21 protein-coding genes are annotated in these 26,666 nt (G+C 44.1%); 16 read left to right on the forward strand and 5 right to left on the reverse strand.

The window, feature by feature from the left end; all coding sequences use genetic code 11:
• Positions 1-45: 45 nt before the first annotated feature.
• The 9 genes from PG901_RS00420 (at position 46) to PG901_RS00460 (ending at position 9,177) form a co-directional block, all read left to right on the forward strand.
• Complete coding sequence (locus tag PG901_RS00420; protein ID WP_271133075.1) at positions 46-825, forward strand: ParA family protein; 780 nt, start codon at positions 46-48, stop codon at positions 823-825.
• Positions 826-965: 140 nt separating this feature from the next.
• Positions 966-2,126 (forward strand): ParB/RepB/Spo0J family partition protein, encoded by a 1,161-nt coding sequence (locus PG901_RS00425; RefSeq protein WP_271133076.1) that lies wholly within the window; start codon positions 966-968, stop codon positions 2,124-2,126.
• Positions 2,127-2,206: 80 nt separating this feature from the next.
• Positions 2,207-2,947: a MotA/TolQ/ExbB proton channel family protein gene (locus tag PG901_RS00430; protein ID WP_271133077.1), complete on the forward strand. Its 741-nt coding sequence runs from the start codon at positions 2,207-2,209 to the stop codon at positions 2,945-2,947.
• A 144-nt stretch (positions 2,948-3,091) separates the two neighbouring features.
• Positions 3,092-3,535, forward strand: a complete 444-nt coding sequence (locus tag PG901_RS00435; RefSeq protein WP_183617733.1) for an ExbD/TolR family protein — start codon at positions 3,092-3,094, stop codon at positions 3,533-3,535.
• 144 nt (positions 3,536-3,679) lie between these two features.
• Positions 3,680-5,467, forward strand: a complete 1,788-nt coding sequence (msbA, locus tag PG901_RS00440; RefSeq protein ID WP_201564904.1) for a lipid A export permease/ATP-binding protein MsbA — start codon at positions 3,680-3,682, stop codon at positions 5,465-5,467.
• Positions 5,468-5,515: 48 nt separating this feature from the next.
• Positions 5,516-6,634: a tetraacyldisaccharide 4'-kinase gene (gene lpxK, locus PG901_RS00445; RefSeq protein WP_271133078.1), complete on the forward strand. Its 1,119-nt coding sequence runs from the start codon at positions 5,516-5,518 to the stop codon at positions 6,632-6,634.
• Between the two features lie 30 nt (positions 6,635-6,664).
• Positions 6,665-7,483: a 3-deoxy-manno-octulosonate cytidylyltransferase gene (kdsB, locus tag PG901_RS00450; RefSeq protein WP_271133079.1), complete on the forward strand. Its 819-nt coding sequence runs from the start codon at positions 6,665-6,667 to the stop codon at positions 7,481-7,483.
• 182 nt (positions 7,484-7,665) lie between these two features.
• Entirely contained in the window at positions 7,666-8,784 is a 1,119-nt protein-coding gene (locus tag PG901_RS00455; RefSeq protein ID WP_201624252.1) for a DNA polymerase III subunit delta', read from the forward strand.
• A gap of 45 nt (positions 8,785-8,829) precedes the next feature.
• Positions 8,830-9,177, forward strand: coding sequence for a PilZ domain-containing protein (locus PG901_RS00460; RefSeq protein ID WP_271133080.1), 348 nt, complete (start codon positions 8,830-8,832; stop codon positions 9,175-9,177).
• 144 nt (positions 9,178-9,321) lie between these two features.
• On the opposite strand, the gene ppk2 is transcribed toward PG901_RS00460, so the two are convergent.
• Both ppk2 and PG901_RS00470 read right to left on the reverse strand, forming a co-directional pair.
• A complete protein-coding gene (gene ppk2, locus PG901_RS00465) occupies positions 9,322-10,335 on the reverse strand; it encodes a polyphosphate kinase 2 (RefSeq protein ID WP_271133081.1) in 1,014 nt (337 codons plus the stop codon).
• Positions 10,336-10,588: 253 nt separating this feature from the next.
• The gene (locus PG901_RS00470; RefSeq protein WP_271133082.1) at positions 10,589-12,178 is read right to left on the reverse strand and encodes an acetyl-CoA C-acetyltransferase; all 1,590 of its coding nucleotides are present in this window, start codon (positions 12,176-12,178) and stop codon (positions 10,589-10,591) included.
• Positions 12,179-12,843: 665 nt separating this feature from the next.
• Here PG901_RS00470 and PG901_RS00475 point away from each other — a divergent pair.
• From PG901_RS00475 to PG901_RS00490, 4 genes are all read left to right on the forward strand, one after another.
• Positions 12,844-14,244, forward strand: coding sequence for a 3-oxoacyl-ACP reductase (locus tag PG901_RS00475; RefSeq protein WP_271133083.1), 1,401 nt, complete (start codon positions 12,844-12,846; stop codon positions 14,242-14,244).
• A 486-nt stretch (positions 14,245-14,730) separates the two neighbouring features.
• Positions 14,731-15,645 carry a MaoC family dehydratase gene (locus tag PG901_RS00480; protein WP_183617744.1) on the forward strand — a complete coding sequence of 305 codons (915 nt, stop codon included), beginning with the start codon at positions 14,731-14,733 and terminating at the stop codon, positions 15,643-15,645.
• A gap of 48 nt (positions 15,646-15,693) precedes the next feature.
• The gene (locus PG901_RS00485; protein WP_271133084.1) at positions 15,694-16,281 is read left to right on the forward strand and encodes a beta-lactamase hydrolase domain-containing protein; all 588 of its coding nucleotides are present in this window, start codon (positions 15,694-15,696) and stop codon (positions 16,279-16,281) included.
• A gap of 153 nt (positions 16,282-16,434) precedes the next feature.
• On the forward strand, positions 16,435-17,937 hold the full coding sequence (locus PG901_RS00490; RefSeq protein WP_271133085.1) for a serine hydrolase domain-containing protein: 1,503 nt from the start codon (positions 16,435-16,437) through the stop codon (positions 17,935-17,937).
• Positions 17,938-17,965: 28 nt separating this feature from the next.
• Here PG901_RS00490 and PG901_RS00495 read toward each other — a convergent pair whose 3' ends face one another.
• The 3 genes from PG901_RS00495 to PG901_RS00505 form a co-directional block, all read right to left on the reverse strand.
• Positions 17,966-19,213 carry a cation:proton antiporter gene (locus PG901_RS00495; protein ID WP_201624262.1) on the reverse strand — a complete coding sequence of 416 codons (1,248 nt, stop codon included), beginning with the start codon at positions 19,211-19,213 and terminating at the stop codon, positions 17,966-17,968.
• A 264-nt stretch (positions 19,214-19,477) separates the two neighbouring features.
• A complete protein-coding gene (gene ilvD / locus PG901_RS00500; protein ID WP_201628613.1) occupies positions 19,478-21,388 on the reverse strand; it encodes a dihydroxy-acid dehydratase in 1,911 nt (636 codons plus the stop codon).
• Positions 21,389-21,567: 179 nt separating this feature from the next.
• Positions 21,568-22,380: a hypothetical protein gene (locus PG901_RS00505; RefSeq protein ID WP_271133086.1), complete on the reverse strand. Its 813-nt coding sequence runs from the start codon at positions 22,378-22,380 to the stop codon at positions 21,568-21,570.
• A gap of 202 nt (positions 22,381-22,582) precedes the next feature.
• Here PG901_RS00505 and PG901_RS00510 point away from each other — a divergent pair, with 202 nt between their 5' ends.
• From PG901_RS00510 to dusB, 3 genes are all read left to right on the forward strand, one after another.
• On the forward strand, positions 22,583-23,020 hold the full coding sequence (locus PG901_RS00510; protein WP_271133087.1) for an HIT family protein: 438 nt from the start codon (positions 22,583-22,585) through the stop codon (positions 23,018-23,020).
• Between the two features lie 282 nt (positions 23,021-23,302).
• Positions 23,303-25,351 (forward strand): BCCT family transporter, encoded by a 2,049-nt coding sequence (locus tag PG901_RS00515; protein WP_271133088.1) that lies wholly within the window; start codon positions 23,303-23,305, stop codon positions 25,349-25,351.
• A gap of 111 nt (positions 25,352-25,462) precedes the next feature.
• The gene (gene dusB / locus PG901_RS00520; protein WP_271133089.1) at positions 25,463-26,500 is read left to right on the forward strand and encodes a tRNA dihydrouridine synthase DusB; all 1,038 of its coding nucleotides are present in this window, start codon (positions 25,463-25,465) and stop codon (positions 26,498-26,500) included.
• The last annotated feature ends 166 nt before the right edge of the window (positions 26,501-26,666 follow it).

Genomic DNA, 26,666 nt, shown 5'->3' on the forward strand with positions numbered 1-26,666 from the left:
TTCAGTAAAAATCAGTAACAGATCCTAATTAAATTGAGTGAGTGTATGGAAATCATAGCAATTGCGAATCAAAAAGGCGGCGTGGGTAAAACCACGACGGCAGTGAATTTGACCGCCAGCTTAGCGGCCAAGCGCAAGCACGTACTGCTGATTGACTTAGACCCACAGGGTAATGCCACCAGTGGCACGGGCGTGGATAAGAACCAATTAGAGCTGACCATCGCTGATGTGCTGCTCGATGGTGTATCGCTGTCTGAGGCGATTGTGAATAGTCCAGCTGGCTTTGATGTCATCGGTGCCAATCGTGATTTGGCGGGTATGGACATCACTTTGATGAGTAAGACCAACAGCCATGAGTTGTTTAAAACGGCGATGGCGCAGTTGGTCAACGATCAAATCGCCGCCGAAAAACCTGCTTATGATTATGTGATTATCGATTGTGCGCCGAGCTTAAACTTGCTAACGATTAATGCCTTGGTTGCCACCGACAGCGTTATTATTCCGATGCAATGTGAATATTATGCGCTAGAAGGCTTGGCGGACTTGTCACAGACGATTGAGCGCCTCACTGAACTCAACCCTAAGCTCTATATTCGCGGTGTGGTCAGAACCTTATTTGATGCGCGTAATACTTTAGCGCGTGATGTGTCTGCTGAATTAGAGGCGCACTTTGGCGAGATTATGTACAAGACTCATATTCCAAGAAATATTCGTCTAGCAGAAGCGCCGGCACATGGCTTACCAGTTATTGCGTACGAAAGATGGTCAAAAGGTGCGCGCGCGTATCAAAAACTGGCCGCTGAAGTGATGAAGCAAAGTGAATAATCATAAGTTACTAGTCATAAGCTGCTAGTCATCAATTAGCTTGTTTAGTGTAAACATTAAAAACAGCAAATTATATTTATCAGTAAGCCGGCAGTAGTAAGCATTGGGCTTTTTATTTTAGCGTTAGAGGATAGGTAATCATGGCAAAGAAAAGAGGGTTGGCTGCCAATAGAGGCTTAGATGCCTTATTAGGGTCAATCAAAAAAGAAAAACAAATTGCCGCCTCTGCCTTACAAGATGATACGGTGGTGCGCGAGCCTACTGCGTCAGCTGCAATGCTAGAAACTGACATATCTGAAGCTAAAAAACAAGAGCAGGATGCCCGCGTGGCAGGCAAAGCTGCTGATACACAAGCGACTAAAAAGCCTTCTGCCTCGCCAGTGACAGAGCAATCTACTGACAGTCATAATCGTAAAGCGCGGACGATTAAGAAAAGCCCTGCTAATAAAACCCGTACCAATGTGATAGACAATAGCGCCTCTGAAGACCAAATAAGTTTGGTGCAAATCGATGTCACGCGTCTGCAAGCCGGTAAGTATCAACCGCGCCGTGATATGAGTGAAACGGCGCTGGCAGAATTGGCCTCTTCTATTGAACAACATGGCGTCATGCAGCCGATTGTTATTCGTCCATTATTGGCGAATGAAGACAAAAGTGAGGCCTTGGTTACGCATGAAATTATCGCCGGTGAGCGCCGCTGGCGTGCGGCAAAAATGGCGGGTAAATCGGTTATACCAGCGATTGAGCGCGCGTTATCTGATGAGCTGGCAATTGCGCTGGCCTTGATTGAAAATATCCAGCGTGAAGACTTATCGGTGATTGAGCAGGCGGCTGCCCTGCAGCGTTTCCATACAGAGTTTGGTATGAGTCACGCCATGATTGCCGAAGTCGTTGGTAAGGCGCGTACCACGGTCTCAAACTTGCTACGTCTCAATCAGCTCCATGATACGGTCAAAGACCATTTGGCAAACAGTGCTTTAGATATGGGGCATGCCCGTACATTGTTAGCGTTATCATCAGAACAGCAGCCTATCATTGCGCAAAAAATCATCGATGCTGGTATGACAGTGCGCGAAGCTGAAAAGTTAGTCAAATCCATTTTACAACCAGCGCCAAAAACCAGTCGCCCTGAGCAAGTACAGTCTCGCGATGTTGAGCGCTTAACCCAGCGTTTAACCGATATGTTAGGCGCGGAAGTCAAGCTCAAACACAAAAAAGACGGGCAGGGTAGTGTTGAGATATTCTTCCATAGCCAAGATCAGCTAGCAGCCTTAATTAAGCATATAGAAGCTCAGGCTTAGCTTATTTAAGTGTTTTGTACTAACCATACAAATATTAAATCATCTTTTAATAATTAATAAAAACATAGAAGAGAGTCCGTATGTGGGAGCTGGTAAAAGCAGGTGGTTGGCTGATGACACCTATCGTGGTGTGCTCAATATTGGCATTGGTTATTATTATCGAGCGTAGTCATACTTTACAATTTAATAAGATTGCGCCCAATAGATTGCGCGAACAGCTGATAACCCGCCTACGTGAAAACGGTGATATTGGTCGTACGCAGTTGATGAATGTCAAAGAAAAAACCCCTTTGGGTGATATTCTAGCGACCGGCCTGCTTTACCGCCAATACGGCTTAGACTCGATGACAATGCATATGGAAAACCGCGCAAGTGTGCAGGTGCATCAGTTAGAGAAAAATATCAATATGCTTGGCACCATTGGTGCGATTGCGCCATTGCTTGGTCTGTTGGGTACGGTGTTGGGTATTATCTCGTCGTTTTTGGCGATTACGGATGGCGCGATGCAAGACCCAACGATGTTGGCGGCTGGCGTGTCACAGGCTTTGATTACCACTGCTGCTGGTATGATTGTGGCTATCCCAGCTCTGGTTGCTTATCGTTATTTTCAGCGCCGTATTATCGATATCAATGCGCAGTTTGAAACGCAAGCGGGACTAATGATTCAAGAGTTATATGACTATCAATTGTTAGATAATATCAACAGTTCCGCTATGTCTCAGTTGACGACTCATGCAGCAGTAGATGATAAATCGAGTCATGTAAGTAATGAGCTTTCGATTGACACCTCAGATTTAAATCATACGGCGGCAGCGACTTAATTCTATTGTTTGTATTATGGTAGGGCGTGTCCTCATTTTAAAAATGGTGATAAAAATGAGGACACGCCCTAATTAATGATAAAAATAATAGTATGAATCACTGCTTATTAAATATATACCTTTAAGCACATTAAAGAGACTGATATGCGCTTTAGAAAACCGACCGTTGAGCCGCTTGAAATCAATCTCACGCCAATGATTGATTGCTTATTGTTTTTAATTGTATTTTTACTTTTGGCGACCTCGTTTAATCATTTCAGTCGTTTAAATATCATTCTTCCCGAAGCTGAAGGTGTGGCGCTGACAGAAGAGAAAAACAGTATTGAAGTGGCCGTGCAAGAAGATGGCAGTTATCTAGTTAACGGAATTACGCTTGCCAGTAGCAACGAGGCTGAATTGACCAGTATGCTACAGCAAGAGGCGGGAAGTAATCGTGATATGCTATTTGTGATTGCTGCCGATGCGAATGCCACGCATCAATCCGTGGTACGCGTTATGGATATCGCTGGTAAATTGGGTTTTTTAAATTTAAATATCAGTACGGTGGTGCCCCTTGGTCAGCCTTTACCGCAATCATCACCACAATAATTTTTATGATATTTGATAAGGTGGTAAAGCGTATTAAGCATTACCACCATTAAACTAAAAGCCCTTGATGCTTTATCTTATAACCAAGCGCTACTGCTACATCCGTGTCATTTATTCCTTCTTTATACCTAAATTGAGGCTTTTATGAGCCAAGCTAATCAACCTGACTCTAAAAAAACTTCTGCTAAAAAGCTATCAGCAGCGCCATCAAGTACGCCTAAACATAAGACTTTATTACGTCTATTAAGCTACCTTAAACCCTATTGGTGGGCGTTAATATTAGTCATAATAGGCTTTGCTATTAATGCGGCGACAGAGATTTGGATTGCAAAATTATTACAATATATCACTGATGCCATCAATCAAAATGATCAAAGTAAGCAGGATTTATTTCCGTTTATTATTGTCCTGTTGTTTTTCGTGCGAGGTGTAGGAAGCTTTTTAGGTAACTACTATACGGCGTTGGTCTCGCGCAATCTTGTGTATGAGCTACGTGTGCAGGTGTTTAATAAGTTACTGCGTTTGCCAAGCTCGTTTTATTTAGCGAATCCAGCAGGGACGATTTCGTCCAAGCTTATTTTTGATGTTGAGCAGGTAACTGCAGCCAGCACCGATTCGATGAAGACTCTATTACGCGATGGCTTGACGGTCGTGGCTTTGATAGGTTTTTTACTTTATAGCAACTGGCGTTTGACCTTGATTTTGTTTGTCGTGCTACCACCGATTTTATGGCTCATAAGGGTAGCCTCAAAGCGTTATTTAAAGCTTTCAAAGGGTATTCAAGAAACCATGGGCGATGTCAGCCATATTACTAATGAAGTGATTAATGGCTATCAAGTGGTGAAAAATTACGGCGGACAAGCCTATGAATCTAAGCGCTTTGATACAACGTCGAAGAAAAACCTGCGCCAAGGGATGAAGGTCGTTGTCACCAATAGCATCAATACTCCTGCTGTACAGCTGCTGATGGCAATAGCCATGGCGGTGGTGGTGTGGCTCGCGCTGCGCCCTGCAGTGATAGATAATATCTCAGCAGGTGAGTTTATCTCCTATATTGCTGCCGCAGGATTACTAAGTAAGCCTGTGCGTTCATTGACTGATGTCAATCAACAGTTGCAAAGAGGGCTCGCGGCCGGTGAATCAATATTTGCTTTACTAGATGAGCCGGAAGAAGCAGATACCGGTGTACTTAGTCCTACTTTGGCAGGTGAGATTAAACTGGATAATGTCAGTTTGGTTTATCCTGATTCAACTGTGGCGCTGCGTGATTTTACTTTAGATGTGCGTGCAGGCGAGACCGTGGCATTGGTTGGACGTAGCGGCGCTGGTAAATCTTCTTTAGTCAATTTACTTACCCGTACCTTAAATACTTCTTCTGGGCAAATTACCCTTGATGGTATGCCGATTGAAGATATTAAGCTTGAAAGCTTGCGTGCGCAGATTGCGATGGTCAATCAGCAAGTAGTGCTGTTTAATACTACGGTGTTTAATAATATTGCCTATGGCAGTCTGGCTGATAAGACGCAGGCTGAGGTCGAGCGGGCTGCAAAAGACGCTTTTGCCCATGATTTTATTATGAAAATGCCAAATGGCTATCAAAGTGAAATAGGCGCTGAAGGTTTGCAGCTGTCTGGTGGTCAACGCCAGCGCCTCTCTATTGCTCGAGCATTACTAAAAGATGCGCCGATTTTGATTTTAGATGAAGCCACCAGTGCTCTAGATAATGAGTCAGAATATTACATTCAGCAAGCACTTGATAATGTTATGAAAGACCGCACGACGCTAGTGATTGCGCATCGTTTAACGACGATTGAGTCCGCTGACCGTATTGCTGTACTAGATGGTGGTCAGATTGTTGAGCTAGGCACGCATGCTGAGCTGATGCAATTGCAGGGTCATTATGCGCAAATGTATGCGCGTGACTTTGAGTAAATGTACTGAATAAATTTGCTGTATAAATAGGATAAGTAACAAATCATCATGAGTATTGAAACCACAATGACGCGTGCATGGCAACGTCAGGCCGCTTGGCTCTGGCTACTGTTGCCTGTGAGCTGGTTGTATGGATTCATTACGATGATACGTCGGCAGGCTTATACAATAGGCCTGCTTTCAAGCTATCGTGCGCCTATTCCAGTAATGGTTATCGGTAATATTACGGTAGGTGGCAGCGGTAAGACACCGTTAATTATTGAGTTAGTCACTCACCTACAAAAGCAAGGCTTAAAGGTGGGCGTTATCAGCCGTGGTTATGGTGGTGATAACAGCCAGATGCCAGCTTTGGTGCATACCGATAGCTTGCCAAGCATCGTAGGGGACGAGCCCTCTTTAATTGTTAATATGACAGGCGCTGCTATGGCAGTATGCCCCAATCGTAAACAAGCGATTACAACCTTATTAAATGCTTACCCTGATTTACAACTGATTATTGCTGATGATGGCTTGCAGCATTATGCGCTGCAACGTGATATCGAATGGATAGTGGTTGATGCATCACGCGGCTTTGGTAATCAGCAGCTGCTACCGACCGGTTTTTTACGTGAACCCATGTCACGCTTACAAGGCGCAAATGTGGTTTATCATGAAAAAGCAGAGATGGTAGCGACGGATAATAACAATCAAGCTAAGCGTTTAACGATGCATCTACAAGCTGATAAATTACAGCTTTTATGGTCTTCTGCTGCTGAAATAGATGGCTCAAATGTCACAGCAGAAAAAATACCTATGCTACCTATGCCACCCACGTCAAATAGTCGGGTACATGCGGTAAGCGGTATCGGCTATCCACAGCGTTTTTTTGATACCTTAATATCGCTTGGCTTCGATGTCATTGGCCATGCTTATCCGGATCATTATGATTTTAACTTGCATGAGCTTTTACAATATACCGAGCAGCCTATCATTGTGACTAGCAAAGACGCGGTCAAAATCAGGGCGCTGCTATTGGATGCGATTAGTCGCCAACCACTTAGTAAAGAGTATCAAGAGCTTGTCAGTCGCCTATGGGTATTGCCAGTGACTGCGGTGTTATCGGACAGTTGTTATGACAGCTTACAGCAGCAATTAAAAGCTTTAAATATTGATATCAATAATGGCTAAAAGCTTAGATAATTTTTATAGGAATAAATCATGTCGTCAGCAACTAAAACAATGCCAGCCAAAACGCATATTGTTATTCCTGCGCGCTTTAAAAGTACCCGCTTACCTGGCAAGCCATTATTAGCTATCCATGGCAAGCCAATGATACTGTGGGTAGCTGAAAAGGCACAGTTGGCTGATTTTGCTGATGATATGTGTATTGCCACGGATGACGAAGCAATTGCTAAAGTTTGTAGAGAGGCAGGCTTTGATGTGGTGATGACGAGTAGCGCGCACGCGTCAGGAACTGATCGCTTGGCTGAGGTCGCTGCTATTAAAGGCTGGGCTGAGCATGATATCGTGGTCAATATGCAAGGTGATGAGCCTTTAGTACCGCCGTTATTATTAGAGCAAGTTAAAGCGTTGTTGGTACAAGATGCCGAGAGCGTGATGGCGACTTTATGCGAACCTATCGAAGACTACGAGACGTTTATGCGCCCATCGGTCGTGAAAGTTGTCAGTCAGGCGTCTAACGGTTTACAGCGAGCATTATATTTTAGCCGTGCGCCGATTCCGTGTGACCGTGATGCAGTATTGGCAAAGGACAGCGCTACACAGCAGCAAGCGCCAAAAAATGCTTATCGCCACTTAGGGTTATACGCCTACCGCGTCAGCTTGTTACAGCAGTTTGTACACTGGTTGCAAACGCCACTCGAAACACTGGAAAGCTTAGAGCAGTTACGGGTATTAGAAAATGGTGGCCATATTGCTATTGCCCCAGCAGCCTGTCATCTGCCAGCAGGCGTCGATACCCAAGAAGATTTGGACCGTCTAAATGCCATGAGTTTAATAGATTTTCAAAACTGCTGATATAGATAATTAATAATAGCCTAAGTAAAAAACCAATATTTTTGATTAAAAATAATTGGTTTATTCGGTCTTTAAAGGTTTTAAGTGTATTAGCAGATTGAATATATTAAAGGTGTTCAACGTGTTAAAGGTAGTGAACGCATTAAAAGCATTGAGCGATGACCATAAGTGAGATAACTGAAATGACCAGCACAGTGCCTTTGAGCGATAGTATTTATTTTGCACCGTTACTACCGTGGCAAAATGAGTTATGGTCGCAGCTGACCAAGCGGGTGTTAATGCCGCAGCAATCCTTACCGCACGCGCTCTTAGCGGCCGGTATGCAAGGGATGGGTAAGCGTGCTTTTGTCTGGCGCTTGGTAGCATGGTTATTATGCCGCGAGCGCGATAGCCATCCGCTCGGCGCTTGCGGCGTTTGTGAGAGCTGTCAATGGCTTAGATCAGGGACGCATCCAAGCTTACAAGTCTTGCCAATGATTAGTATGCCAGTCAGTGCCGATAATGCTCATGCTAAAGAAGCAGCAACTAGCACCGCAAAAGACAAAAAATCTGCCAAAGCTGCTAGTAACGCCGCATTGAAAATAAAAGTCGATGATATCCGTGCTCTACAGCCATTTATTTATCAAGGCGGGCAGGGTATGCGGATTTGTGTGCTAGATTATGCAGAGCAAATGACCATTGCTGCGGCTAATGCGCTGCTTAAAACCTTGGAAGAGCCGCAAGCGCAAGTGCATTTATTCCTCATCAGTGATACTCCGGCGCAGTTACTGCCAACCATAAAAAGCCGCGTTCAGCAGCTGGCATTGCAAACGATTGATCCTGCTGTTTCAGTCGATTATGTCACTCATGCTTTAGGCAGTACGGTCAACCGTGAGGCGGTCGGCACGGCGGCCATTGAGCAGCTGATACAATTGGCAAATGGTGCGCCTTTAGCAGCGGTTGCCCTTGCACAAGCGCCTTGGTATAGTAAGCGCGCGTTATGGCTGACAACGTGGCAAGCGTTACGTAGCGGTAAACGCAGTAGCATTGCGGCAAGCGATTATTGGCAAACCCAGCTGAGTATGAGCGAGTTTATTCAACTGTCGGAGCTGATGCTGGTCGATATGCGCCGCGTATGTTTGGGTCTCGATGCGCTGCAAAAGGACATTGATTTATCCGCCTCTTTCAGCAATTATAAACCTGCTGAAAGTAGCTTTGAGGCGTTTATAAACAGTCTGCAACAGACAAAAATCGCCCTACAACAAAATGTGCAAGAAAAATTCGCTTATGATAAGCTGATGCAAGAATTGGCGTATTTATAAATTAAATTAAAATAAAGTAAACCTCACTCATAAAGGAAGCTGACTATGGCAATGCCAGGACGTGGCGGGATTTTAACCTGTCATATTGAAGATATGGAAACGTTATACGCAAGCTATTTATCCTTTGTGACCAATGGCGCGTTATTTGTGCCGTCTGATAGAATACAAAAACTGGGCGATGAGGTTTTTATTGCCGTGACTTTGCCCAATTCTAGCGAACGCTTGCCTATGAACGGCAAGGTGGTTTGGATTAATTCTAAAAGCCAAAGTGGCCGTCCAGCAGGCTTTGGGGTGCAGATAGGTACAGATATCGCTGGGCTAAGAATTAAAAATGAGGTCGAGCGTTTATTGGCCGGTAAGATTGATAGTTTACAGTCGACTTATACCATGTAGTGTTTCTACAGATCAGCAATCGTATTCGCTATGATTATTATAAATACTAGCGAAATAATATAAAAAAAGCAGCCTTATAAATGTATAAGGCTGCTTTTTCATGCGTCATATTTTATTAAATAATACGTGCATAAATTTGTTTATTTAATAACGCGGTGGCACATACATATCATCAGGAATCGGCTCGCGGTAGTATTCGTCATCGCGCTTGCGTTCAGGCAGCTCGACCTCATCACGCGGTACTTCTTTATACGGGATTTGCTCAAGTAAATGGGCAATACAGTTTAGCCGTGCGCGTTTTTTATTATTGCCTTCGACCACCCACCACGGCGCTTCAGGAATATGCGTGCGCTCAAACATGGTTTCTTTTGCCTTGGTATAATCCTCCCAGCGGCGGCGTGATTGCAAATCCATCGCTGACAGTTTCCACTGTTTAAGTGGATCATGAATCCGGCTCATAAAACGTGAATGTTGCTCATCATCGGTAATCGAAAACCAATACTTGACCAAGCGAATACCTGAACGTACCAGCATGCGCTCAAATTCAGGTACCGATTGGAAAAACTCTTCGTACTGGGCATCGGTACAAAATCCCATGACGCGCTCGACGCCCACACGGTTATACCAGCTACGATCAAATAAGACAATTTCACCAGCAGCAGGCAGATGCGCCACATAGCGCTGGAAATACCACTGCGATTGCTCACGTTCTGTTGGAGCAGGTAGGGCAGCCACTCGGCAGACACGTGGGTTTAAACGCTGAGTAATACGCTTGATAGCGCCGCCTTTGCCAGCAGAATCACGCCCTTCAAATATCACGACAATACGCTCACCATATTCAACCACCCAATCTTGCAGCTTAATAAGCTCTCGTTGCAGTCGCAATAACTCTTGAAAATAGGTACGGCGATCAAGCTTTTCTTGCTCACTCATCTCGCGCCCATCAAAACGGAAGTCGCGCACGTAATCGTCTATCTCATTTTCAAGCTCTTCATCATAGCTATCTATCAAGTCTTGATGCATTTTTCGGCGCAGCTCATCGCCAAACACCTCTTTATCCATTCGGGTAATGAAGCTGCCTTGTTCAAGCGCTGATAGCTCACGCCGCTTGGTCGTGGTTAAGGTTTGCTGATCAATCGACGAGGGATCCTTGCTCATAGTAAGCTCCTAATACCTATTTTTATGACTGCCTTTTATGATGACAGCTCTTTATATGACAAATTTTTATATAAATGCCTTTTATACCGCTATTTTAACATATCTAATGATGCAGCTATGAGTGAGCAGTGTTTGCTTGTTGCATTCGCTTTATAACACTTTTATTTAGACAAAAAAACACCCTTTAATCATTGGATTAAAGGGTGTTTTAAAAGCTTAACGCTATTGACTGTCTAAGGATATCTTAGAGTAATTATTTCTCTAGGATGCAAGTTACACCTTGACCACCAGCGGCGCAGATAGAGATAAGCGCGCGACCTGAACCTTTTTGATCCAGTAATTTAGCAGCAGTAGCTAGGATACGACCACCCGTTGCAGCAAATGGGTGACCGGCGGCAAGTGATGAACCATTAACGTTTAGCTTGCTACGATCGATAGAACCTAATGGCGCATCAAGACCTAGACGCTCTGCACAGAATTTCTCATCTTCCCAAGCAGCAAGAGTTGATAATACTTGTGAGGCAAACGCTTCATGAATCTCATAAAAGTCAAAATCTTGCAAGGTCAGACCAGCACGCTCAAGCATACGCGGTACTGCATAAGCTGGCGCCATCAGTAAGCCTTCTTTATCGCCAGACTTACCGATGAAGTCAACAGCAGCGGTTTCTTGATGAACGATATAAGCCAAAGGCTTCAGGCCATTTGCTGCCGCCCACTCATCAGTACCTAATAGTACACAAGAAGCACCATCCGTTAGCGGTGTAGAGTTAGCCGCTGTCATGGTAGGATTGGCGTTCTTTTTACCAAATACAGGCTTTAATTTAGCTAATTTCTCTAAAGTAGTATCTGGGCGCAAGTTATTGTCGCGCGTCAGACCTTTATACGGGGTGATTAGGTCATCAAAGAAACCTTCATCATAAGCGCGCGCTAGGTTTTGATGGCTAGTAAAAGCAAGCTCATCTTGTGCTTCACGGCTGATGTTCCACTCAAGTGTGGTAATCGCTTGATGGTCGCCCATTGATAAACCGGTACGTGGCTCGCCATTTTGCGGGGTATCAAGTAAGTCTTTTGGATTTAAACCCATTAGCGCTTTTAGACGTTGTTTGTTGTCTTTAGCAGCGCCCAATTTAATCAACACTTTACGTAAGCCATCGCCAACTGCGATAGGCGCGTCAGAAGTCGTATCAACACCGCCAGTAATGGCCGAATCGATAATACCAAGGGCGATTTTATTGGCAGCAGCAAACGTTGCTTGCAAGCCAGTACCACAAGCTTGTGAGATATCATAGGTTGGGGTATGTGGGTTCAATGCCGTGCTTAATGTCGCTTCACGCGTTAAGTTGATATCGCGGCTCAGTTTCATGACTGCGCCAGCAACCACTTCACCGACTTTTTTGTCTTGTAAGTTAAAACGCTCAACCAGACCATCTAATGCTGCGGTTAGCATGTCAGTGTTGCTGACATCTGCATAAGTACCATTTGAGCGAGCAAAAGGAATACGGTTGCCGCCTAAGATAGCCACGCGATGTTGACCTGAGCTAAGCTTGGTTGGGCTGGCTTTTTTAGCAGTAGTAGTGGTTTTGTTAGCGCTAGTCGTATCCGCTTTTTTATCCGCTTCTTTGGCTTTGTTGTCATCTTTAGCAGCGCTGTCTTTTTTAGAGCTGGCTGTTTTTGTATCAGTCGCTTTAGTGTCGTTGGCTTTAGTATCTGCTTTTTTCGACTCAGTCGCTTTTGAATTAGCAGCTGACTCTTTCGCAGCTGATTCGGTATTTTTTGTATCGCTGGCTTTTACAACGGTGCTTTCAACAACAGGGCTATCAGGGTGATTATTTTTATTACTCATAATATTATCCTTAAAAAGTATGGGTAGAAGAAAAAAGGGAAGAACGTATTAATTAAAAAAAGCAGTAAAAAAGTGCTTAATAAAAAGTCTTAAAACATTAAAAAAAATCGTATACAGATACTATTACTGAATGATTGCTATCTAATGACAGCGATTATATTACATAACAATGGTTAAAATGCAGTGGCTTATCATAAGGCGTTTTTTACGGCCTTACTGTATGCCTTTGGCAAATGATGTGACACTATGTTTAAGCTATCGCAAGGGTTAATAACGCTCCACGTCAGTTAACAACAGCCATTTCGACTGGCTAGTGTTGATTATTTGCATTGCATAACAGAGCTTTTGATAATATATTGTTATCTATAAATGCGTTTGCCATAACTTATACGTTAGATTTTAGCATAAGTTTGGTGTTTTTGACCCGAGAAAAAGCAGCCATCTTGTATACTGGCTTGTCTACAGATTGTTATAGACATTAGTGGCTTTTGGACTTGTTTCGCATGGAAGTGTATAGTTGAGGCAGTTTTAAGCCCATTTACTAAATGCTAATAATTTTTATCAATGATAGTGCTGGTGAGTCTTTATAATAGGCGCATTGCATTTTTGTTTACTATTATTTACCCGTTAATTTTTATCTTACTCGTTAATTATAGGATTATATTATGTCAGACCGTTATGGTGATTTTGTTCAGTCTTCTATTGGTAAAAAAGTAGCAAAAAACTTAGGCTTGCCTATGCCAGTAGAGCTTGATCGTTTTGATAGTGGCCAGCCTGCGGTACGTGGTAGCGTATTGGTTGGTCGTGCTAATGGTGATAATACCGCCATCAGTGAGTCAGTAGCCCGTATTTTGTCAGAGCTGCATGCTGACGTGTTTGTAAATAGCAGTGATAATGTGAAAGATGTGCTGTCTGATGCCGGCGTTAAAGCCAAGGCCAATACAGGCGGCGATGATAAATTTAAAGTCCTATTATTTGATGCCAGTAATATCAGTAATGCTGATGAGCTAAAGCAAGTGTATGAATTCTTTCATGCTGTTGCGCGCCGCGTAGAAAAGTCAGGTCGCGTTATTATTATTGGTCGTCCACCAGAAGACCTCACCGATATCGAAGCGGCATTGGCTCAGCGCGCGCTTGAAGGTTTTGTGAAGTCGGTCGGTAAAGAGTTTAAGCGCGGTATCACAGCCCAGCTTATTTATGTTGCCGAAGGCGCTGAGCAAAACTTAGACTCAACATTACGCTTTTTCACCTCAGCACGTTCAGCCTATGTTTCAGGACAAGTGGTACGTGTCAGTAACGGCGCTAACGTTGACGTTGATTGGGCACAGCCTTTGGGCGGCAAAACCATGCTGGTTACGGGCGCAAGTCGCGGTATTGGTGAAGCAATCGCTCGTGTTTTAGCGCGCGAAGGCGCTCACGTTATCTGTCTTGATGTACCACAGCAGCAAGCTGACTTACAAAAAGTGGCAAGCGAAATCAGTGGTTCAGTCCTAACAGTCGACATCACCAGTGAAGATGCGGGCAAAGAAATCGCTGAAGCTGCGCAAAAACGTGGCGGTTTAGATTCAGTGATTCATAATGCTGGTATCACGCGTGATAAAACGCTTGCCAACATGGACGAGCAAAAATGGGATATGGTCATCAATATCAACTTGGGCAGTATTGCCAAGCTAAACCGCTACTTGCTTGATAATGATGTGCTAAAAGAAAATGCGCGTATTGTTTGCGTCTCATCAATCTCAGGTATCGCTGGTAACTTAGGTCAAAGTAACTATGCAACCTCGAAAGCAGGCGTTATTGGTTTGGTCAATGCCACTGCTAAACAGTTAGAAGACAATGCGAAAGGTATGACGATTAACGCTGTTGCCCCAGGATTTATCGAAACGCAAATGACAGAAGCGATTCCATTTGCCATTCGTGAAGCCGGTCGCCGTATGAACTCAATGAGCCAAGGCGGCTTGCCAGTAGACGTAGCTGAAACCATTGCATGGTTTGCTTCACCAGCTTCTGGCGGACTAAATGGCAACATTGTACGTGTGTGTGGTCAAAGCTTATTAGGTGCTTAGTAAATATAATGCAGGCAAAATTTTGCTTAATAACATAGATGATTAATCTCAATTAAGCTTGCACTAAGTATATGATATCCAGTAAGGTTTTAGATTTACCTCACATATGCTTACGAAAAAATTGCTGATAAATTGTAATAAAGCTGCCCTAGGGTGGCTTTTTTATGATAAAAACACAGTAATAATAACTTGCCCGGTTTGTTAGATGGTTTTTTACGTTGGCGGCGGGTTATTACTATAATGATAAATAGCTGGATTGGGTAAAGGGAGTGACCCTCTTTGTTGGGCGAAATTACCTTTTAATCAAAACCTATATTAATCAAAATAAGTGTCAATATTACTTAAAGCAAGTATTAATCAAAGTAAATATTAATCAAAGTAAATATTAATCAAAGTAAGTATCAGTCAATGCACTTACTAATAAACGAATGCATCGCATTTTACATCTAGCCAGAAAATTTGCTCAAGCCCCACTTAGGATTTATTATGTCAGACAAACATTATGATGCGTTGCCAAAAGCGCATACCACTTATGCTAATATTGTTAAGAGCTTATTGCCTATCGGTAATAGCGGAAAAATCAGTCGCGACCAATTGCCACAAGCGACCTATTATGTAGATGACTTGCACATCGATCAAAGCAATCTTGATGACTATCGTAAAATTTGTGGTTTCGCTGATAATGGCAAAGTGCCTGTGACGTATTTTTCAGTCTTATCACAGACGTTGCAGATGAATATGATGGTCAAAGAGCCGTTTCCATTTGCCATGCTAGGTTTGGTACACGTGGATAATAGCGTCACTCAGTATCGTCCTATCGGTGAGCGTGAAACGGTTGCCATGGCGGTAAAATTTGATAACTTGCGCGACCATGCCCAAGGTCAGCAGTTTGATTTTGTCACCACAGTGAAATCAAATGATGAAGTCATTTGGGAAGGGACCTCTACTTATTTATCACGCGGCAAAAAATCAAGCAGCAAAGATAAAAAAAGCACGCCGCGTCCAGTAACCGTGAAGCCAGCAGTCAATGAAGACGGTGTGCACAGCATCTTTGAAGTACCAGAAGATATCGGTCGTCGTTATGCGTTTGTTTCAGGTGACTTTAACCTTATCCATTTGCATCCACTATCAGCACGCGCGTTTGGTTTCCCAAAAGCCATTGCTCATGGTATGTGGTCAAAGGCCAAATGTTTGGCTTTGATGGATGAGCTGCCAGATGCTTGTACGGTTGAAGTGTCATTTAAACTGCCTATCTTTTTGCCCGCTGAAGTAGAGCTGATTGCGGAACCAGTCGCACAGCTTAAAAATGCAGACGATAGCTGTGAGTTTGGCTTATATAGCGCTAAGAATGACAAGCCGCATCTTGCAGGTGTGATTAAATTGCAAGCTGACAACCAGTAAAATAGGCCATATTTCTAACATTCATATTTCACGAATACCTCACTAATTATGACTTTACATGAAAATGCAATAAGCGCAGCTGAGCCTGATAGTTCAGCTGTGATAGACCAAAGCGCTGCTAATGAGCAAAGCGCTGCCAACGTGCAAAGCGATACTAACGAACAAAATGCTGCAAGCGTTATAGATAACGGTATCAATTTAGCAAGTATCTTTGAGCCTTATTTTCGTCCAGAGGCAAATACCATTGTCTGCGGTGCGCTCGATGAAGCAAAAGTAGCCGCTTTGGCGGCCGCTGGCGTTGAGTTGGTGATTAACTTGCAACCTGATGATGAGCTAAGTTTTGATGAACGAGCGGCGGTCGAGGGTGCTGGCATGGCTTATGAGCAGCTACCTATAAGCGGTGCGAATGATTTAAAACAGCTAAAGATATTGGCGTTTGATAACATCCTACGTCAGCATCATGGCAAAAAAACCGTTATGCATTGTGGCTCTGGCAATCGTGCTGGCGCAGCAATTGCGCTGCGTGCCGGCTGGTTACGTGGGCGTAAAATGGATACGGCAATGGAACGTGGGCGTAGTCATGGTTTGACGAAGCTTGCAGAAGAGGTTCATAATCGTTTATTAGTGCCGCGCTAAGCTATCGTCAATTCCATTTATACTGATTAGCAGGGCTCAATAAAAAGGCGACCAATAGGTTGCCTTTTTATTGAGTAAATTTTATCAGCAGGCAGTTTTTTAAGTGTAATAATGGTTTTTTATAACTCAGATTAAAAATAAAGCGAGTAAATAATGATAAAAAATAATGCGCAAGCAAATAATAACAACGTCCATGAATCAAGCGCCCCGAATGAAGCGATTAAATCAACTGTCGCCATTAACCTTGATCTTCAGCAACGATTACAACAACTGCTAACGGACTTACAGCTTGATGATGCGCCAGCCGGTGGGGCATTGGTGGTTTATCAGGCGGGACAATGCATCGCTCAAGCAAGTGTGGGCATGGCACGCGCGGATTTGTCATGGAGTCCTGATACGTTATCGCTTAATTTTTCGACGGGTAAGGGTATTTTGGCGACCTTAGTTCACGTATTGGTATCACAGCAATTACTTGATTATGACCGACCGATTGCTGATTATTGGCCAGCTTTTGCGGCGCAGGGCAAAGAGCAGATTACGCTGCGTCGCGTGATGTCGCATCAGGGCAATTTATTTTCGATTCAAAGTATCGATGTCGATAATGAAACCGTGCTTGATTGGAATATGATGCTAGAGAAAGTTGCTGCCATGCCGATAACCGCCCCAGAACAGAGTGAGTTATATGAGAGTGCTTATAGCGCGCTGGTTTATGGCTGGGTGTTAGGCGGCGTGATAGAAGCTGTTACTGATATGCCATTAGCTGAGGCATTGCGCCATTATTTAACCGAGCCTCTTGGAATTGCAGATAGCTGTTATTTTGGCGTACCAGAGAACAAGGTAAACGACGTTGCGCATCTAGTTAAGTATTTTGAGACAGCAGAGCAGGTAGCAGAGCAAGAAGGCGATTTAGGAACAAACCTAGAAAGCAGTCAACAAAGCGTGCAAGCGCGTCCTCGCCGTAGTAAACCAGTGTTAAGGGCGGACTCTGCCAATACTTTGCATACTTACACCAGTCTACCAAGCTATGCTTGTTGGCAAAAAAGAGCGCTAACCAATCAAGCAAGCGCAAGTGATGGTAAAAATGGAAGTATAAACGAAAGTACAACGGTAGATGAGCTACCCAGTCTAGATACGGCAAAAATTAATCGTTTATACTTTAATAATAGCCAGCTTAATCTAAAAAATTATAAATCCGCTCTTATTTTAGCCAATAAGCAACCTATTGATTATTATGATAAACGCACATTACAGGCTGTTATCCCTGCTGCCAATGGCGTGGCCTCAGCGCAAGCATTAGCAATTATTTATGCCATGCTAGCCAATGGCGGTACATGGCAGGGGCAGACACTGATTGATGAGCAAACCTTTCAGCAGCTATCAACCCCGCAAGTTACCGGCATGGATGCAGTGATGCCTGCAAAAATGAATTGGCGTTTGGGCTATCATCGCCGTTTTAGTCTTTGTGACAGCGAAGCGAGTAATGATAGGGCGCAAGGCTTTGGTCATATGGGTTATAACGGCTCGGTTGCTTGGTGTGACCCTACGCGCCAACTGTCATTGGCCTTTATCCATAATTTTGATGTAACGATGCTTAATGATGTCCGTCAGTTTGCGCTAACGGAAGCAGTATTGGATTTGGTGGATGCTGATAGATAAGGTTAATTAGCATCATGGGCAATTGATACTAATGCGACTTATTGGGCGTCATTTTAAGCAGCCTTGTCGCACTTAAACCATGGATAAAGATAGAAGTTAAAATCACAATGGAGCACACTATCCAAAGTTTAAGGGCATCTTCATTATTAAAGAATCCTTGATTGAGAGCATAAGATAAATAATATAAAGTTCCAATACCGCGAATACCGAGGGCAGAAATAGCGTATTTTTCGGTACGCGGAAGGTTTAATCCTGATAAAGCGATAAAGCCACCAATAGGGCGAATCAGTAATAAAAAGGTAAAGCTGACGATATAGACGCGCCACGTCAGCTCAACCCCCGCTTGCAAGCCTTGACCTAAGAACATGCCAAAGATAACAAGCACTAAGGACATCAGCAAACCTTCTGATTGTTCAGCAAAATCGTGCAATTTGTGATGATAGCTGTGTTCACGCTCTGAACGCCGAAAGGCAAAGGCTGCAACAAATACGGCAATAAACCCATAGCTATGCACGTATTCTGCCAGTCCATAGGCGAGCAATGTGATGGCAATCACCACATAGCCTTGGGAAATAGTGGTGTTGTGGCTGTATTTCGAAAACACCAGCTTTGCCAAAACTTTACCAACCACAATGCCAACTATCAGGCCTGCGCCAATTTTCCACAGCACATCATGGGTGAACCAAGACCACAGCATCTCACCTGTGAACTGCTGACCTCCGCTATAAGCTTCCGCTATCTTAATCGCGAGATAGACAAAAGGAAATGCGAGCCCATCATTTAGCCCCGCTTCTGAGGTTAAAGTAAAGCGCGGTGCATCTTCGCCGCCGGTGTTAGGCGGGCCTACTTGAATGCTAGAGGCTAGTACGGGGTCGGTCGGTGCCAGTACAGCGCCGAGTAAGATAGCAGCGCCCAGCGTCAAACCAAAAGCATAATAGCCTAAGACGGCCATCGCAAAAATACCAATCGGCATGGTGATAAGCAGTAAGCGCACAGTCGGTCGCCATAAGTGCCACGATAGCTCAGTATCAATCTTAATACCCGCACCGACTAATGAAACCAATACCACAATCTCGGTCAGTTTTTCGATAATAAGACCATTATCAATCGGGTTTAAAAAAGATAAACTCGTCCACCAATAACCCATCAGTAAACCAAAGCTCACCTGTAACATGGGTAATGAGATGGGCGTGCGTTTAAAAATAATAGGAAACAGCGCCCCAAATAAAAAGGCAATGCCGCAGACCAATAAGAATAAATTATAATTTTCAATCATAAGTTTGCGGCACGCTGTTTTATAGGATTTAGAGATGCGATATTAGATGATGTTTATTAGCTCTTAATAATGAGGGTAAACGCTTTTTAATACCGCAAAAAAACGTTATCAGAATGGCGGCTACGTTGTTTTTTGGTGAAAAAAAAGCCTGCATAGCGCAGGCTTTGGATAATTCTATAAAAGTATTGCTTTAAGAGTATTTCTTTAAGACTGTATTTCTTTAAGACTGTATTTTTAAAAAAACTTATAAGCAAAGTTTTTTGCTTAACGCTCAACTTGGCTCACATCACGGACGGCACCGGTATCGGCACTGGTCGTCATAGCCGCATAAGCACGTAGAGCAGGAGAGACGTGACGCTCGCGACTCACAGGCTTCCATGCATCGCGACCGCGTGCTTCCATGGCTTCGCGACGAGCTGCCAACTCTTCATCACTGACTTGCATATTGATAGTACGGTTTGGGATGTCGATATGAATGGTATCGCCTTCTTCAACCAGGCCAATCGCACCGCCTTCAGCCGCTTCAGGGCTGGCATGACCAATTGATAAACCTGAGGTACCACCAGAGAAACGACCGTCAGTTAACAGCGCACACTCTTTACCTAGACCTTTAGACTTTAGGTAAGTCGTTGGATAGAGCATCTCTTGCATGCCAGGGCCACCTTTTGGACCCTCATAGCGGATGATGACCACATCACCGGCTACGATTTGATCAGCAAGCACAGCTGCTACGGCATCGTCTTGCGATTCAAAAATGCGTGCGCGTCCGGTAAAGACTAAGATGCTTTCATCGACGCCAGCGGTTTTGACCACGCAGCCACGTTCGGCGATGTTGCCGTATAGTACTGCTAAGCCGCCATCGGTTGAATAAGCATGCTGAGCACTACGAATACAGCCTGACTCACGGTTGACGTCGAGGTTCGGCCATTCTTTTGACTGCGAGAAGGCCTCAGTAGTACGGACGCCACCAGGAGCAGCAATATAACGTGCACGCGCCTCAAGATTGTCAGGGTTCATGATGTCCCATTTATCGATGGCTTCTTTCATCGTGGCACTATGAATGGTTGGCAAGTCAGTATGGAGTAAGCCCGCACGATCAAGCTCGGCCAACAGCGCAAATACACCACCAGCACGGTGCACATCTTCCATATGGTATTTTTGCGATGCAGGAGCAACTTTTGCTAGGCAAGGCACACCGCGACTTAAACGATCGATATCATGCATTTTAAAATCGACTTCCGCTTCATTGGCGGCAGCTAGCAGATGCAAAATAGTATTGGTTGAGCCGCCCATGGCGATATCTAGAGTCATCGCGTTTTCAAAGGCGGCTTTGGTGGCGATAGAGCGCGGTAATACAGAATCATCATCTTGCTCATAGCGGCGCTTGGCCAATGACACAATCGTGCGCCCAGCTTCTAAAAATAACTCGCGGCGCAGCGAATGAGTGGCCAGCAGCGAACCATTACCCGGTAATGCCAAACCTAAAGCTTCGGTCAAGCAATTCATAGAGTTAGCAGTAAACATGCCAGAGCACGAACCACAAGTCGGACACGCTGAGCTTTCAATGGCTAAGACGTCTTCATCACTGATGCTATCATCAGCGGCATCCATCATCGCATCGACTAAATCAAGCTTACGAATCGCATTGCCTTTACTGTCAGTGGTATGGACGTCGCTACCGCCATCGTTATTGTGACTATGCGCTACGGTACTGGCAATCACTTTACCCGCTTCCATCGGGCCGCCTGAAATAAACACCACTGGAATATTAAGGCGCATAGCCGCCATTAGCATACCAGGGGTGATTTTGTCACAGTTAGAAATACAAACTAGGGCATCGGCGCAATGCGCATTGACCATATATTCAACCGAATCGGCAATCAAGTCACGACTTGGTAGTGAATACAGCATACCGCTATGACCCATGGCAATACCATCATCGACTGCAATAGTATTAAACTCTTTTGCCACGCCGCCCGCTTTTTCAATCTCACGCGCAACCATTTGCCCCAAGTCTTTTAGATGCACATGACCGGGTACAAACTGCGTAAAGGAGTTGGCAATTGCAATAATTGGTTTGCCAAAGTCGCCATCAGTCATGCCGGTTGCGCGCCATAGGGCACGAGCACCTGCCATATTACGACCGCCAGTAGAAGTTTTTGAGCGATAATCCATGTGATATTCCTTACAAATGAGCGAGATTTATTAACGTGTGCAGCATCCGCTGTCATACTGATAGTGTGCTTTTTATGCAGTGTGAGTACTAGTGAATAATACTAAGTCATTACCATACCATTAGATATGAGTAACTGAAAACAATTAACCCCGAATCATAAAGACTTAAGGGTCAATATTTAGGCAAGACGCTCTAAAATAGCGCTCTCAAACCAAGGTAGCTCGCTTTTATCAGCTTCTAGTTTGGCGATGACGACCAAGGCGTGAGTCGCTGGCAAGAATTGATAGTCGGAGCTGGCATCAATAGTCAGTATCTGTTTATCGCCTTCAGCTTGTTCATCGATACTGATTAACGTCTGTTTGGTATTTTTATATAGGACATCAATACGACCAAAAAACTGCCACTCTTTAAAGGCAGCAGTAAGCGCATCCGCTTCATCTTTGGTATAAATTTGCTGGGTGTCTTTACCGGTATTGGTCCAATGCAAACGTACCGCCAATTGCAGCGCTTCGCTAAACACCACCAATGAGCCAACTACTTTGACATGCCAAGGGCTGGTTATCAGCGCTTTATCAATACCGATAAGTTTCGCCGCCTCATTCGCCGTCATCGGAGTATTAAATTGTGCAAGCAATGACGGTGTTAGCGGATAGGTTTGTTTAATACTGTCATCTAAACTGTCGTAATGATATAAAAAGGGTAGCGGCATATCCTGCGTAATGGTTTTTTTACTGATTTTGCAATTATGAATACGCCAGCTGATTGCTTTATCGCTCAATGCTTCAGCTAAGATAATGGCATTTGGCTCAAGGGTTTGCGTACGAGTTTTAGCCTCAACCTCGTCCTCAATGCTAACTTGTTCTGTCGCATCTGCTATAGAGCTAGACGGCAGCGTTGTATCGTAGGTTTCTGAATAATAGGGTTGTGAATAAGTGGCGTCATTATCTGACGGCTCATCTAATGATTGGGTTGGCAAGGCAGTCAAATCCATAAACGTAGGGTGATTAAAATAGAGGGTTAATATAACATTTAAAGCGCATCACTCGTCAACAAATTAATCGTGATGCTTGCAAATCCTCAAGCCCTTGTACTCAGCCCATATTTCGTCCACTATATTTGCTGAGATATTTACCCTCTAATACTGATCAACAATTACTAATAACCAATTACTAATAACCAATTAAGGAATGAAAATGAGTCAAGACAACCAAATCAAATACGATGACAATAATATTTTTGCCAAAATGCTTAACGGCGATATCCCTTATCATAAGGTTTTCGAGGACGATAAAACCCTCGCCTTTATGGATATTATGCCGCAAGCAAAAGGTCATGTATTGGTGATTCCTAAGCAAAAAGCCATTGATTTAGTCGATCTTGAGCCAGAATATGCCGCAGCAGTATTAATGACTGCCAAAAAAGTCATGCAAGCGCAGCGCCAAGTATTCGAGCGTGAAGGTATTATTCAAATGCAGCTAAATGGCGCACAAGCAGGGCAAACTGTTTTTCATTATCACGTGCACCTGATTCCATCGAGCATTCATGAACTAGGTCGCCATGCGGTAACGCAAGCAGATCATGGCGAACTTGCTGAAATGGCAAAACAATTAGCAGAGGTTATTAATGCTTAAGCTGTAGAGCTGAAATTTATTGCTTAGACATTGCGTTAGAAAAAATTTTTTATAAATGTTAATAGAAAAGTATGGATAAAAAGGCAGCTAACAAGTTGCCTTTTTTATTTTTAGGTAATAGTGGTGTAACAAATGTTAAATTGATGTTACATATTTGGCATGGTTCTGGGGTTTAGGCGTTCAATGTGGTAAAAATTGGTGCATATTTTACGTAGGTATTTTTACATTTTGAATGCTTTGAAAACTTTTTGATATTTTTCTCACCGTTACGAGACTCCATTTATGAAGCCTGAATCATCCAGTTCCACCATTTTGCTGCCGGTATTTGTGCCAGCGGCCGTCATTATGTTGCTGTTAGTTATAGGCACATCCCTTAATCCTGAAGCCGCTGGCGAGTTGTTTGGTACAGTATTAAATTATATTACCGAAACCTTTGGCTGGTTTTATATGCTGGCGGTGGCGATTTTTTTGATGTTTATCATCGTATTGGCATTTTCGCCTTACGGTAGTATCAAGCTAGGCCCTGATCATGCCGAGGCTGAGTATGGCTTTCTTGAGTGGTTCGCCATGCTATTTTCGGCGGGCTACGGTATTGCCTTACTCTTCTTTGGCGTGGCAGAGCCGGTCTTACATTTCGCCAGTCCGCCATTATCAGAACCGCAGACCATTGCCGCCGCAAAAGAAGCCATGCAGATTGCCTACTTTCACTGGGGCTTTCATATTTGGTCTATTTATGGGGTCGTTGGTCTGTCGCTCGCATACTTCTCCTTTCGGCATGGCTTACCCTTATCGATGCGCTCAACCTTATATCCATTAATCGGTGACAAGATTTATGGTCCTATCGGGCATACGGTTGATGTGTTTGCCATTTTGGGTACGATGTTTGGTATTGCCACCAGTTTGGGTTTGTCGGTCTCGCAGATTAATGCCGGTTTAAATTATTTATTGCCGGATTTAATTCCTGTCAATATTACCGTCCAAGTGGTTACGATTGCGCTGGTTACCGCGGCGGCATTGGTTTCGGTGCTGGCGGGTATGGATAAAGGGGTTAAACGCTTATCTATCTTAAATATGGTATTGGCAACGGCGTTAATGCTGTTTGTCTTTGTCGTTGGTCCGACTGTCTTTATTCTCAATGCCTTTATGGAAAATACCGGTAGCTATTTGGGCAATATCGTTGAGCGCACCTTTAGTTTACAAGCGTATCAGCTGAGTGATTGGATTAGTAACTGGACATTGTTTATCTTTGCATGGACGATTGCATGGGCACCCTTTGTAGGCTTATTTATTGCGAAGATTAGCCGTGGTCGTACCATTCGTGAGTTTGTCTTTGGCGTGATGTTAGTACCAACATTTTTTACTTTCTTTTGGTTTGCCGTATTTGGTGACACGGCGCTACATATGATTATGTTCGATGGTTACACCTCATTAATCAGCGAAGTACAAAACGACCAAGCCATTGCCTTGTTTAAACTATTAGAGAATCTACCTTTTACTGAATTTGTCTCTTCATTGACCGTTTTATTGATTATTACCTTTTTTGTGACTTCATCGGATTCTGGGTCGTTGGTGATTGATTCACTCGCAGCGGGTGGCCGTAGCGATACGCCATGGTGGCAGCGCTCATTTTGGGTGGTCACTGAGGGCGCGGTCGCTGCAGTACTGCTGATTGCAGGGGGCTTAACGGCCTTACAAACCGCCGCCATCGTCAGTGCATTACCTTTTGCAGTGATTATCTTAATTGCCATATTTGGCATGTGGCGTGCGCTACGTATCGAAGGTCATCGCAATCAAAGCTTGGCCAATGACAATCATCTGCCGCCGCATCTCCTTAAACTAGACGCATGGCGCGACCGTATTGATTATATGACGCAGCAGCCAACGCGTGAAAAAGTACTGAATTATATTAAAGGTACAGTTGTCTCGTCGATGAATGAAGTCTCAGAAAAGTTTGCTGAAACAGGCTGGTTGCCTGATGTAAATTATGATGAGATTAATGATCGCGTGGTGCTTGAGTTACGAGGCGGCGATAACGTTGAATTTTGGTACGAAGTGCGTCTATCAGAACATGAAGCGCCTGATTATTATACGGAAGCGATGGCGAATAAATTACCGCAAGAGCATCATTATCGTGCGGAGGTTTACTTGCGCCGTGGTGGTCAAACCTACGATTTGTATGGCTATCAACCAGAGTCAGTGATTAATGACATTATTGATCAGTTCGAGAAATACTTGCACTTTATCAATGAATCGCCTGATATTTTACCGTGGCGTATGCAAGAGCACGATGATGATATTACCTTAGAGCAGGGCAGTGTCTTTGATAAATAGGCATTTTGTCCCTTGACGTGCGCTGAGCAAATGATTGCCTGAATGACTTGCAATATGCGTACGAACCCTTAGAATAACGGCTTGTTTTCACCATGAATCAAGCCGTTTTTTATGCCTATAAATAATCCAGTGTCTAGTCACTCATCAGCACAAACTGCTAATGACCATCCTTTATTGCAGCCATTGGTCATTGGCGGCTTGACGATTGAAAATCGCCTGATGGTCGCACCGATGGCTGGCGTGACCGACAATCCCTTTCGACGCTTGTGTAAATCCTTTGGGGCAGGGCATGCGGTTAGTGAAATGATTATCGCTGATACGGCGCTTTATGCGCGCAAAAAATCGCTCTATCGTGCCAATTTTGATAACGAAATAGCGCCTATTTCTGCGCAAATAGCCGGCGCAGAACCGGATAAATTGGCAGAAGCGGCACGTTATCAGATCGATAATGGCGCACAGATTATTGATATTAATATGGGCTGTCCTGCCAAAAAAGTGTGCCGTAGGTTGGCGGGTTCTGCACTTTTGCAAGATGAAGATTTGGTCGCGCGCTTGCTAGATGCTGCGGTAAATAGCGTCAATGCGCCCGTCACGTTAAAGACCCGATTGGGCTATGAGAATGGGCGTGAGAATATTTTGCGCGTCGCCAAACGTGCAGAGCAAGCAGGTATTGCGGCGATTGCCATTCACGGGCGTACGCGTGAGGACATGTATACCGGCGAGGCGCGTTATGAGCTGATCCGTGAGGTCAAAGAAAGCATCAGTATTCCAGTGATTGCCAATGGTGATATCGATAGCGCGCAAAAAGCGCAGCGTGTCTATGAGCTGACCGGTTGTGATGCGGTGATGATAGGGCGTGCCGCGCAAGGGCAGCCTTGGATATTTCGCGATATCGAACATTTTTTGCGCTCAGGAGAAGTGCTTGCGGCACCTAGTGTGAGCGAGATAAAAGAGATTGTCCTAGCGCATTTGCAAGAACTATATGAGTTTTATGGCGAATATTCAGGCTGCCGAATTGCCCGCAAGCACATTGCTTGGTATACCACCGGCATTCCCAATTCCAATGCTTTTCGCCAAGCGATGTATGGCGAGGAGAGTACCGCTGGGCAGTTTCGCGTGGTCGAAGCCTTTTTGCACGCGCACGAATAGCAAGAAAAAACGGTCAGTTTAAGCAATCCACTTGATAATAAATACCTAACTGCTAATATTCATGATATTAAATACGTTTTACGGCTTCTTTATTAACTTTAATCCAATTATATTTGTTATGCTTTAGGCGAACATTAACGGAAATATCATTTACGAAAAGGATCTT

It is taken from the genome of Psychrobacter sp. ANT_H3 (genome assembly GCF_027919975.1).
Classification (GTDB): Bacteria; Pseudomonadota; Gammaproteobacteria; order Pseudomonadales; family Moraxellaceae; genus Psychrobacter; species Psychrobacter maritimus.